A 9748-nucleotide genomic window follows, 5' to 3' on the forward strand; every position below is an offset into this window, starting at 1 on the left:
GTACTCTTGAGCTTGGTTCTGAGTATGACGGCTTTTGCCGATGAGATCAAAATAGAGGGTGGCGGTACCGCTATCAATACCGTGTTCCTGCCCATCAAGAAGAGATATGAAAAACTGCACGGTGACTACCTCACCATAGTGCAGTCTTCTGCGGTAAAGGGGCTGATCGCGCTGAACGCGGGAAAGGTGGACATAGCGGCAGGTGCACACCCGTTGGAGGACATCATCGCCGGCGCGGCGAGGGACGGGGTCGTCCTGGACCGGTCCAAGTTCGTCGCCACCCAGGTGGGTGACAACGAGCTCGTGGTGATCGCCAACCGCGACAGCGAGGTGTCCCGGCTCTCGAAAGAGCATCTGAAGGGGATTTTCACCGGCAAGATCCGCAACTGGAAAGAAGTGGGGGGGAAAGACCTGCCCGTTGTCGTGGTGTGGGGGAAGGAAACGGAGGCTCAAAACGTCCAGTTCACCCGCATTGCGCTGGATGGGGAACCGGTCACCGCGACCAGGCACGCCGCCACCACGTACCGCAACATCGCAGAAACCGTGGCCGCAGTGTCGGGAAGCGTCGGCGTGGACTCCCACGAGATGAGCACCGCCGCCACCCGAACCATCGACACCATCGCCATCGCCAGCCCGATCTACGCCATCACCAGGGGGAATCCCAGCGCCAAGGTGCAGTCGGTAATCGACTTCTACAAGACAGAGTACGGCTTCCTGGAGTAGCGCCGACGCTCAGGTGCGCCGGGAGAGCACCCGGTCCGCCGACCATTTCCCGCCCCCGCCGATCAAAAGCGCGAGCGCCATCCCCACCACCAGGATGTGATACTCGAACCCTTCTACTGCCTGCTTACCGCTCCAGTTCATGAAGAAGCCGTTGTGCAGGTGTACCAGTGCCACGGCCACCACCATCTCGCCTGCCATCACCAGGGCCGCCACCCTCGTGGCCAATCCGGCGATCAGCAGCAGCGGCCCGACGAACTCGGTCAACACCGCCATCAGGGCGAAGAGGTAGGGGATCCCCATCATCTTGGTGAACATGTCCATCGCGCCGGAAAACCCGGGGCCTCCGAACCATCCCAGCACCTTCTGCGCGCCGTGAGGGAACATCACCAGCGCAAGGAACAGTCTCAGTACCGTCAAGCTCGCCGTATCCTCCGTTGCCAACAATCTTGCCCACATAGTGCCTCCCGCCTTCCAACCTAGTTAAAGACCGTCAACGATACCACCCTCATCACAGCCTGCAAGTCGACCGTCACCACCTCGTGTAATCACCCTGGCGCTTTCACTAGAACCACTTCCTCGCCGGCAGGGTCAACGACTAAAAATACGTTACCCCGCGCTGATTTACTCATTAGATGTCGCCACATACCTGCGTGTGGACGGCTAATTTTAAATCCCTTGGTCATTTAAATACGCAAATGTACTTTTTATAGGAAAAATCGTAAAAGCAGACTAGAAATTCCTATGTGGGATGATATAGGGAATGCACTTATGACAGTTGTCGACACCGGGACACAGAGAAGGGCATGATGAGCACCACCCAAAGACAGTCCTCACCACAATGCAGACAGAAAACGTCCCTGGCGTTGTTTCTGAGACGACTGATCTGGCTCAGCATCCTGCCACTCATGCTGTTGTCGCTGTGGCTCGTGGTGGACACGCTGCGCGCCCGCCACCAGCAGGACCTACGCCAAGCCGCCATGCTGGCCGGCAACTTCGCCACCGATCTGGATCAGTTCCTAGCCTCCCGGATCGGGGCGCTCCAGATGCTGGGAAACTCGCCACTCATGGAGGACCGGAGTCGGTGGCCGGAATTGTACCAGGAGGCCCGCGCCTACCAGAGCTTCTTCGGCAGCCACGTCATCCTGGCCGAGATCGGCCGCCCCATGCCGATGCTGTTCAACACGAGGCTCCCCTTGGGAAGCAAACTGCCCCCCTTGCCGATCCCGAAGGGGAAGGCCGCCGCACCCGCTGCCGTGGCCTCGGGAAAACCCGAGGTGGGAGACGTCTTCGTGGGGCCGGTGAGCAAGAGCCCCCTGTGCTCCATCGCGGTCCCGATCCGGCGCGGCAACCACACCCAGTACGTGCTGCTCACCCTGCTAGACACGACGCTTTTGCAGCAGCGCATCGACCGGCGCCTCCTTCCCGAAGGGTGGTCCATCGCGGTGAAAGACAGTTCCGGACAGCTGATCGTGCGCCGCAGCGGGGCCAACCACCAGGAAACGGATGCGGCGAACCGCGTGGTGGTCAAGTCCGAGCTCGCCCCCTGGACGGTGGAACTGGAAATTCCGAAGGTCGCCTACCGGGGGCCCTGGGTGCGCTTCGCCATCCTGCTGGTGCTCGGGCTCCTGGTCACCACCGTCGCCGGTGTGCTCGGCGGAAGCATCGCAGCCGGACACTTGGGCCGGGCGGTCCGGGGCTTGGTCCAGTCCGGCCCGGCACCGTCCCCGGAAGTCGCAGAGATCGCAGAGATCGCCGAGGCGCGCGAGTTTTTGGAACAGACGGCCGCTGCAAAGCGTGAGAGCGAGGAGCGCCAGGAGGTGTTCATCAAACACGCTCCCGCCGCTCTCGCCATGTTCGATCGGCATATGTGCTATCTCCACGTCAGTCAGCGCTGGCTCAGGGATTACGGCCTGGAAGGGCGCGACATCATCGGGATGTCGCACTACGACCTCTTCCCGGAAATCACAGCGGAGTGGCGGGAGTTCCACCAACGCGGCCTAGCCGGTGAAGTGATACGCTCCGAGGCGGACCGCTTCGACCGCATCGACGGCTCGGTGCAGTGGGTCCGCTGGGAGATCCGCCCCTGGCGCCTGGCAGGGGGGGGCATCGGCGGCATCGTTCTCTTCTCCGAGGACATCAGCGATGTCAAAAAGGCGCAGGAAGAAATCCAGAACTTGAACGCCGACCTGGAGCGGCGCGTCGAGCTGCGCACGGCGGAGTTGAAGGCGGCCAACCAGGAGCTGGACGCCTTCGCCTACGCGGTATCCCACGACCTGCGCGCGCCGCTGCGCGCCATGATCGGCTTCAGCGAGGCGCTGCGGGAGGACTGCGCGGCGCAGCTCTCCGAGGAGGGGCTCGATCACCTGCATGAGATCCAGACGGCGGGGTTCCGGATGGGGGAACTGGTGGACGGGCTCCTGGTGCTCTCCCGCAGCCTTCGGGGCACCCTGGACTGTCAGCCGGTTGATGTCAGCGCCGTCGCGCAGCGACTGCTCAAGGACCTGGAGCGGGCCGAGCCCAACCGGATGGTGCGGTGGCAGATCGAAGAGGGACTGCAGGTGAACGGTGATCCGCGCATGATAGAACTGCTGCTGACCAACCTTTTATCCAATGCATGGAAGTATTCCGCCACGGCGTCAACGCCCCGGATATCGGTCAGTTCGGAGCGACGCGACGGCAGGCACTTCATCATGGTCACGGACAACGGCGCCGGCTTCGACATGCGCCACGCCCAACGTCTTTTCAAGCCGTTTCAGCGGCTGCACCGCCAGGACGAGTTCCCCGGCATCGGGATCGGCCTGGCCACCGTGCAGCGCATCGTAAACCGTCATGGCGGCGCCATAGAGGCAGACGGGGCACCGGGCAAGGGCGCCACCTTCCGGTTCTGGCTCCCTTCATGACAGGAGGCATCAATGGCAGAACACAAGACCATTTTGCTGGTGGAAGACAACCCGCAGGACGAGAAGCTGATCCTGCGCACCTTGAACAGGATCAACCTCGCCAACGAGGTGTTCGTGGTGCGCGACGGCCAGCAGGCGCTGGACTACCTGTTCCGCGAGGGGGACTTCGCCGGGCGCGCCGGGGGGAACCCCACCGTCGTCATGCTCGACATTAACCTCCCCCGGGTGAGCGGGCTGGAGGTGCTGGAACGCCTGCGCCAGGACCACAGGACCCACATGCTCCCCATCGTTATCCTCACCTCCTCCGACGAGGAGCAGGACCGGGTGAAGAGCTACCAGGAGGGGGCGAACAGCTTCGTGCGCAAGCCGCTCGATTTCGCGGAGTTCGCCGAGACGGTGGCGCAGTTGGGGATATATTGGCTGGCCGTGAACCAGGGGCCGAAGGTGGAGGCATGACCGGAGAGACACTGAACATCCTGGTGATCGAGGACTCCGCCACCGACTTCAAGCTGATCAAGCGCCAGGTGGAGGGGCAGGGCTTCGCCGCGACCTTCACCTGGATCGCCGACTGCGACCGGCTCGCGGAGTCCCTGCAGGAGAGCTGGGACCTGGTGCTCGCCGACTACAACATCCCGCACATGGAGTTCGAAGAGACCCTGGCGACGATCAGGAGCCGGTACCCAGCGCTGCCGGTGATCCTCGTTTCCGGCAGCGTCGGCGAGGAGCAGGCGGTCGAACTGCTGAAAAGGGGCATGTCCGACTTCGTGCACAAGGACAACCTCACCCGCCTCGCCCCCTGTATCACCCGCGCGCTCAAAGAGACACAGGAGCACCGTGCCCGGGTGCAGGCCGAGAAAGCTCTCCTCAGCAGCGAGCGCAAGTACCGCAGCATGTTCGACAACGCCCCGGTCGGGGTGGGCATCGGCGAACTTGCCACCGGGCGTCTGATCGAGGTGAACGCGGCCTGGCTCGAGATTCTCGGATTCAAGCATGGGGAAGTGGTGGGCAGGACCGCGGTCGAGCTGGGCATCTACCTCAGCAACGCGCAGCGCCTGGCCATCGTGCAACACCTGAAGGAAAACGGACGCATGATCAACCAGCCCCTCAGGCTGCGCCGCAAGTCGGGCGAGATCGCCGACCTGCTCTGCTCCGCCGAGATCGTCGACATCGGCTCGACGTTGTACATGCAGTTCCTGCTGATCGACGTGACCGAGAAGATGAACACCAAGCGGGCCCTGGCCGCCTCGGAGGAGACACTGCGCAAGCTCTACGTGGCGGTCAACCAAAGCCCCACCGCCGTCGTCATCACCGACCGCTACGGCACCATCGATTTCGTCAACCCGCGCTTCTCGGAGATGACCGGCTACAGCGCCGAGGAGATGGTGGGCAAGAACCCGCAGCTGTTGTGGGCACAACTGTGCAAGGGGGAGGTGTGGCAGGGAGACTTCTGCAACACCAGGAAGGACGGCACGATGTTCTGGGAGCACGACATCATCTCACCGATCAGGAACCAGGCCGGAGAGATCACCCACTACATGGCAATCAAGGAGGACATCTCGGACAAGCGCGCCATGGAAGAGCAGCTGCGCCAAGCCCAGAAGATGGAGGCGGTGGGCCAACTGGCCGGCGGGGTTGCCCACGACTTCAACAACATCATGCAGGTGATCACCGGTAACGCCTACCTGCAGAGCATGGAGAACCAGCTGCGCGGCATGGACACCCAGCACCTGGACGAGATCATCAGGGCAGTGGAGCACGGCTCCTCGCTCACCAAGAGCCTGCTCGTCTTCAGCCACAAAAATGCGGTCGAACTCACCTACTTCGACCTGAACGAACTGATCGGCCAAAGCCGCAAGCTCGCCAGCAAGCTGGTCACCGAGGAGATCGCCATCGAGCTGGAGCTGTGCGCCGAGCCGCTGCATTTACTGGCGGACGCCGGGCTGGTGCAGCAGATCGTCTTCAACATGGTCACCAACGCCCGCGACGCCATCTCCGGGCGCGGCAGCGTCACCATCGCAACCAGGCGGGTCGAGGCTGGGGAGGCTCCCCTGCCCTGCGGCTGCAGCGCCACCAGCGGCAGTTACGCCATGCTCTCGATACGCGATACTGGGCACGGCATCCCCGAGGAGATCAGGGGGCGCATCTTCGAGCCCTTCTTCACCACCAAGGAGATCGGCAAGGGGACCGGCCTGGGACTCGCCATGATCTACGGCACCGTGCAGCGCATGAACGGCTTCATCGCAGTCCAAAGCCCGGCTGAAGGGGGGACCGAGTTCGTTATCTGCGTTCCGCTGACGCCCCCGCCGGCAGCGGCGCCCCATCCTGATGAGGAAGGCGCGGTGACCGGCAGCGGTGAGTTGATCCTGGTCGTCGAGGACGAGGAGGCCGTGCGCAGCGCCCTGACCCGCACCCTGGTTTCCGCAGGGTACCGCGCCGTTGCCGCCGGCAGTGGCGAGGAGGCCCTGGCGCTGGCCAAGAGGAGCACCGGGATCGCCATGGCCCTGATCGACATGATCCTGCCCGGGATCAACGGGATCGAGTGCAGCCAGGGGCTCAACGCCCTGCACCCGTCCCTGCCGGTCATATTCCTCACCGGTTACGACAACGACATGCTGGCGGAGCGGGGCATTACGGCGAACGTGTTGCACAAGCCGATCCAGAGTACCCGGCTGGTGCAGCGCATCAAGGAAGTGCTCGAGGTGAGAGAGGAGCAGGGTGGATAAAGGCTCTTCTGACATTCAGGGAGCCGGTGACTATGCAGCTACGAAGTGCAGCACGAGACCTCGCTTCCTCCCCTTTGCGAAGGGGAGACAGAGGGGATTTGCTGTTCGGGTAGCAGCAAAGGGCAAATCCCCCCTGCCCCCCCATTTTCAAGGGGGGAACTCTTGTTCACGTGCATTGGTTCGTAGAGATGCAGCCTACAAAGCACAGCACGAGACCTCGCGTCCTCCCCTTTGCAAAAGGGGAGACAGAGGGGATTTGCTGTTCGGGTAGCAGCTAAGGGCAAATCCCCCCTGCCCTCCCTTTTTCAAGGGGGGAACTCTTGTTCACGTGTATTGGTTTGTAGAGATGCAGCCTACAAAGCACAGCACGAGACCTCGCGTCCTCCCCTTGCGAAAGGGGAGACAGAGGGGATTTGCTGTTCGGGTAACAGCTAAGGGCAAATCCCCCCTGCCCCCCTTTTTCAAAAGGGGGAACTCTTGTTCACGTGCATCGGTTGGTGGCCTGTTTTTTCCGTGATTCCTCTGATCAATAGAGCCGATCAGGGGGTGGGGGCGGAGATGCCGTATTCATGCATCTTGCGATACAGGGTCTTGCGGTCGATGTTGAGGGCGCGGGCGGCGCGGGACTTGTTGCCGGCGTTGCGCGCCAGCGCCTCCAGGATTCGCTCGCGCATGGTCGCCCCGTCCTCAGCGGCGGCAGCCTGGAACACCGGCGGCAGATGGTCGGGAAGGATCATCCTGCTCGGGCACATGATAAAGGCGTGCTCCAGCGCGTGCTCCAGTTCGCGCACGTTGCCCGGCCAGGGGAAGCGGGACAGCAGCCGCAGCGCCTCATCGGAAACCCCACTGATGTTGCGGCCGAGTTTCGCGTTCAGCCTGCTGACAAAATGCTCCACCAACAGCGGCAGGTCTTCCGGCCGCTCCCGCAGGGGCGCCACCATGAGTTCCACCACCTTGAGGCGGTAGTAGAGGTCCTGGCGGAACCTCCCCTCATCCACGTCGCGGGCCAGGTCCCGGTTGGTCGCCGCGATAATGCGGACGTCCACCTTGATCGGCGTCGCCCCCCCCACCCGCACCAGTTCCCGCTCCTGCAGCACCCGCAACAGCTTCACCTGCATCTGCGGCGAGATCTCGCCGATCTCGTCCAGGAACAGCGTCCCCCCGTCGGCCTTCTCGAAGAGGCCCGCCTTGTCGCGCAAGGCACCGGTGAAGGCGCCGCGCACGTGGCCGAAGAGCTCGCTCTCCAAAAGTGTCTCGGTAAGGGCGGCGCAGTTCACCTTGATGAAGGGACGCTCGTGGCGCCCGCCGTTGGCATGCAGCGCAGCCGCCACCAGTTCCTTGCCGGTCCCGTTCTCGCCGCGGATTAGCACCGTGGAAGGGACGCCGGCCAGGCGCTCGATCATCGAGTAGAGCATCTGCATCGCCCCGCTCCTGCCGATCATGCCGGAGAACGAGTTGCGCGGCGCCTGCTTCTTTTCCAGTTGGTACAGCGAACTCTCGTCCCGGACCACGATCACCGCCCCCTCGACCTGGCGGTCGGTGACCCGGCGCGGCGTGACCGAAACGCTCACGTACTGCTCGTCGCCGGCCCCGCCGCACCTGAAGTAGCGGGTCTGCACCGGCTTCCTGGTATGGATGGCGGTCTCCAGGGCACCGCGACATTTCCGGTCGCACTTCAAGGGAAGGTCGTAAAAGGAGGTGCCGGCGGCCAGCCCGTCCAGCCCGTCCAGCCCGTCCAGCCCGCAGATGCTCGCGGCCGAGCTGTTGAAGTTGAGCACCTTGAGGTCCCGGTCCACCGAGATGATGGCATCCTGGACGCTGGTGAAGATGGCCTCTAGGTCGTCGCGGAAGCGGTCGTTTTCCTGCGACACCCGCCTGAATTCCAAGGCGCGCCGCGCCACGTGGACGATCTGTTCCTTGTGCACCGGCTTGGAGATGTAGTCGAAGGCTCCCAGCCTGAGGGCCTCGGAGGCGCTCTCCACCATGGGGGAACCGGTGATCATGACCACCGGGCAGGGGTTGTCCCGGCCGCGCACCGAGCGCAGCACGTCGATCCCCGATCCCTTGGGCATCATGATGTCGGTCACCACGAGGTCGTACTCGAAGGCGTCGAGCAGGGCCAGTGCCTCGGCCACGTCGGCCGCCTGGGTGACGAAACAGCCGAGCCCCTCGATGAACCGGGACAGTGTGGCACGGATGGCAGGCTCGTCGTCGACGAGCAATACCTGTGAGATCACGTTGCCTCCGCAACTATCCAGAGCAGAGTTTACAGTCATAGCCTGAGCCTTTTCTGTCAATGGCAGCCGCTTCACTGTTTGTACAAGCAACGCCAGCCGCCACACCCTCTATCTGGGGTTAAAAGTCCGCAAAATCAGCGGGATGTATTACTCTTCGGCCATGCTTCCGCATCACTTTAGCCCTGGTATACGATCTCGCACGGCTCGATGAGAGAAAACGGGTGTGGCATGCTGTGGCGCGCCCCATCTTTGCGCGCCACAGTGTGTGGCGTGCCACGCTTTTGTATACTTCATTAGAAAGACGCCAAACCCGTTTGCACCCCCTCCCCATCTTTCCCCCCCACAGACACTCTGAAATATTTCAACCAGTTGACGGCCTAGCAGCGGTGGCTCCCCCTCATTTTTTCCCACGCCGTCAGCCGCGGGAGCGGATCTTGTACCATGCCAGGTAACCAAGGCTGCAAGCCTGAGACAAAAGAGCAGGTCGCGAGCCACGCGCCGCCGACCGCCCATAGGAGGAAGCCATGTTGACCGACGCACGCTGCTACCTGGAAGGGGAATGGACCATGGACCACGTCAAGGCACGTTCGCTCCAACTGAGAAACCATCCGCTGTTCACCTTACCCTGCGAGGGGGAGAAGGCGGCCTCCCGGCTGGTTATCAACGTCGAAGGGGTGACCACGATCGATGCCGCCGGCTGTCAGTTGCTGACGGTGTGGCTCTCCTGCCTGGAGTTCTTCGGCGTCAACCCGGCACTCGAGAACCCGCCGGAGGCGCTGCTCGAAGCGGCACGCCGCATGGGCTTCGACTACACGCTCGAGCAGTACCTGGGCGACAAGTAAAGAGGAGGTGACCCGTGGTCGACCTGGCGCAATTTCACCAGCTCTTCTTCGACGAAAGCGAGGAACACCTGGCCGAGATGGATAGGCTGTTGCTGTATCGTGAAGCCGTTTCGCCCGGAACAGCTGCTCCAGGTGACCACGCGCCTGCTCGGCTCCTGACGCCCCCCTTCCCCCTCCCCCCTTCAGACTCACTCCTCCCCCTGGAGGGGGGAGGTTGGGAGGGGGGGAGGCCTTGCCTGCACATGCCTGACCTGTCTTCGCAATAGAGGACACGTTAAAAACCCTTATGCTGCCATCTTAAACTCCTGCTGTTCGAACTCTTC

At 62.8% G+C, this 9748-nt stretch carries 7 protein-coding genes; 5 read left to right on the forward strand and 2 right to left on the reverse strand.

All coding sequences use genetic code 11. The features are described 5' to 3' along the window. Nucleotides 1–24 precede the first annotated feature (24 nt). The gene (locus tag JFN90_RS07925) at nt 25–723 is read left to right on the forward strand and encodes a substrate-binding domain-containing protein (protein ID WP_199394574.1); all 699 of its coding nucleotides are present in this window, start codon (nt 25–27) and stop codon (nt 721–723) included. A 9-nt stretch (nt 724–732) separates the two neighbouring features. Here the strand turns inward: JFN90_RS07925 and JFN90_RS07930 are convergent, their stop codons facing one another. After that, nucleotides 733–1140, reverse strand: a complete 408-nt coding sequence (locus JFN90_RS07930) for a DoxX family protein (protein WP_236018907.1) — start codon at nt 1138–1140, stop codon at nt 733–735. A gap of 446 nt (nt 1141–1586) precedes the next feature. Between JFN90_RS07930 and JFN90_RS07935 the strand changes: the two genes are divergently transcribed. From JFN90_RS07935 to JFN90_RS07945, 3 genes are read left to right on the forward strand one after another with little or no spacing between them, the layout of a single operon-like run. Continuing rightward, nucleotides 1587–3623, forward strand: coding sequence for a sensor histidine kinase (locus JFN90_RS07935; protein WP_199394576.1), 2037 nt, complete (start codon nt 1587–1589; stop codon nt 3621–3623). 12 nt (nt 3624–3635) lie between these two features. Next, the gene (locus JFN90_RS07940; protein ID WP_199394577.1) at nt 3636–4079 is read left to right on the forward strand and encodes a response regulator; all 444 of its coding nucleotides are present in this window, start codon (nt 3636–3638) and stop codon (nt 4077–4079) included. Next, nucleotides 4076–6346: a hybrid sensor histidine kinase/response regulator gene (locus JFN90_RS07945; protein ID WP_199394578.1), complete on the forward strand. Its 2271-nt coding sequence runs from the start codon at nt 4076–4078 to the stop codon at nt 6344–6346. The genes JFN90_RS07940 and JFN90_RS07945 overlap by 4 nt, the downstream gene beginning before the upstream one ends. Nucleotides 6347–6885: 539 nt before the next feature. Here the strand turns inward: JFN90_RS07945 and JFN90_RS07950 are convergent. Further along, nucleotides 6886–8583, reverse strand: a complete 1698-nt coding sequence (locus JFN90_RS07950; protein ID WP_328755415.1) for a sigma 54-interacting transcriptional regulator — start codon at nt 8581–8583, stop codon at nt 6886–6888. A gap of 524 nt (nt 8584–9107) precedes the next feature. On the opposite strand from JFN90_RS07950, the gene JFN90_RS07955 reads away from it, so the two are divergent. Further along, complete coding sequence (locus JFN90_RS07955) at nt 9108–9425, forward strand: STAS domain-containing protein (protein ID WP_199394580.1); 318 nt, start codon at nt 9108–9110, stop codon at nt 9423–9425. The last annotated feature ends 323 nt before the right edge of the window (nt 9426–9748 follow it).

This window comes from Geomonas propionica (assembly GCF_016458235.1).
In the GTDB taxonomy this organism is placed as follows: domain Bacteria; phylum Desulfobacterota; class Desulfuromonadia; order Geobacterales; family Geobacteraceae; genus Geomonas; species Geomonas propionica.

Coding starts and splice junctions, on each gene's coding strand:
- JFN90_RS07925 (WP_199394574.1), top strand. CDS start 25: ATGACGGCTTTTGCCGATGAGATCAAAATAGAGGGTGGCGGTACCGCT.
- JFN90_RS07940 (WP_199394577.1), top strand. CDS start 3,636: ATGGCAGAACACAAGACCATTTTGCTGGTGGAAGACAACCCGCAGGAC.
- JFN90_RS07945 (WP_199394578.1), top strand. CDS start 4,076: ATGACCGGAGAGACACTGAACATCCTGGTGATCGAGGACTCCGCCACC.
- JFN90_RS07955 (WP_199394580.1), top strand. CDS start 9,108: ATGTTGACCGACGCACGCTGCTACCTGGAAGGGGAATGGACCATGGAC.